This window comes from Polaribacter sp. Asnod6-C07, assembly GCF_045063625.1.
Lineage (GTDB): Bacteria > Bacteroidota > Bacteroidia > Flavobacteriales > Flavobacteriaceae > Polaribacter > Polaribacter vadi_A.
The window spans coordinates 1-1,156 of the sequence record NZ_JBEFOF010000002.1 but is presented as its reverse complement, the minus strand read 5'-3'; the positions used below and the strand labels follow the sequence as shown (position 1 = coordinate 1,156).

The 1,156-nt window shown below is 31.1% G+C and carries 1 protein-coding gene; it reads left to right on the top strand.

Annotated elements, in window-relative coordinates; genetic code table 11:
- Positions 1-179 precede the first annotated feature (179 nt).
- Positions 180-1,151 (top strand): IS110 family transposase, encoded by a 972-nt coding sequence (locus ACJJVK_RS00020; protein WP_405562109.1) that lies wholly within the window; start codon positions 180-182, stop codon positions 1,149-1,151.
- The last annotated feature ends 5 nt before the right edge of the window (positions 1,152-1,156 follow it).

Genomic DNA, 1,156 nt, shown 5'->3' with positions numbered 1-1,156 from the left:
AAATCAGAAAGAATAAAAGAGAGAATTAAGGTTAGTATATACGGTGAAGCTTTGACTTCGACAACACTGATAATCCTCTCTCTTTTCTACTAAAAAACACGTTCAGTTCTGTGAGACCTAGATCTCGTTTTCAAGTTGTTGTGATAACTAGTAGCTTATTCTTTCATAAATCATTTCTTATGAATAAATATAATGAAACTTTTGGAATTGACATCAGTAAATCTGTATTTGATTGTTATGGTAGTGTTCAAGGACATTTACAGTTTAAGAATAGTGAAAAGGGATTCAAGAAGTTTCTAAAAGTGCTATCACCAGAAAGTTTAGTAGTAATGGAAGCTACGGGTTATTATCATTATAGATTTGCTCAATATTTGTACAATAATCAAGTTGCAGTATCAGTAGTAAATCCTTTATCTATCAAACGATTCATTCAAATGAAATTAGCTAAAGTAAAAACAGATAAAAGTGATGCAAAATCGATCTGTGATTATGGCTTAACTCAAGAGGTTTCCTTGTATACAGCAGTTACAGATAAACAAAGTGAGTGTTTGCAATTGTTCCGATTAATGGATAGTCAATTAAAAATGAGAACAGCAACAAAGAACAAAATTCATGGAGAAAAGGTCTTAGGTATTCCGTCAAAAGTTGTTTATCGTTCATTATTGAAAACTAAAAAGTTTTTAGAAAAGGAGCTCAAGGAAATTGAGGGTAAACTACTATCATTAGTAAAACAAGACCAACAAGACCAACTTACTTTATTACAAAGTATTCCAGGTATTGGGATAAAAACGGCGTTGTTTTTAATTGTAGTTACTGATGGTTTTAAAAAGTTTGAAACTGCTTCACAATTGTGCAGTTATGTAGGAATTACACCAACAATCAGAGTGTCTGGAAGCAGTGTAAGAGGTCGTTCAAGAATTAGTAAAGTAGGAAACAAAAAGTTAAGGAACTTACTTTTCTTGTGTTCGTTTAGTGCTTATAAACATAATAAAGCATGTAGAGAAATCTTTGAACGAATAACAAACAAAGGGAAGAGTAAAAAGTTAGCATTAATTGCCGTTTCAAACAAGTTATTAAAACAAGCATTTGCGATTGCAAAATCAGGCAAGCCCTATGATGCAAATCATATATCAGTATTAAAAACTGAATAAAAAAA

What these genes read in the sequence shown, in the direction of transcription:
- ACJJVK_RS00020 (WP_405562109.1), top strand. Translation starts at nt 180, where the DNA reads ATGAATAAATATAATGAAACTTTTGGAATTGACATCAGTAAATCTGTA.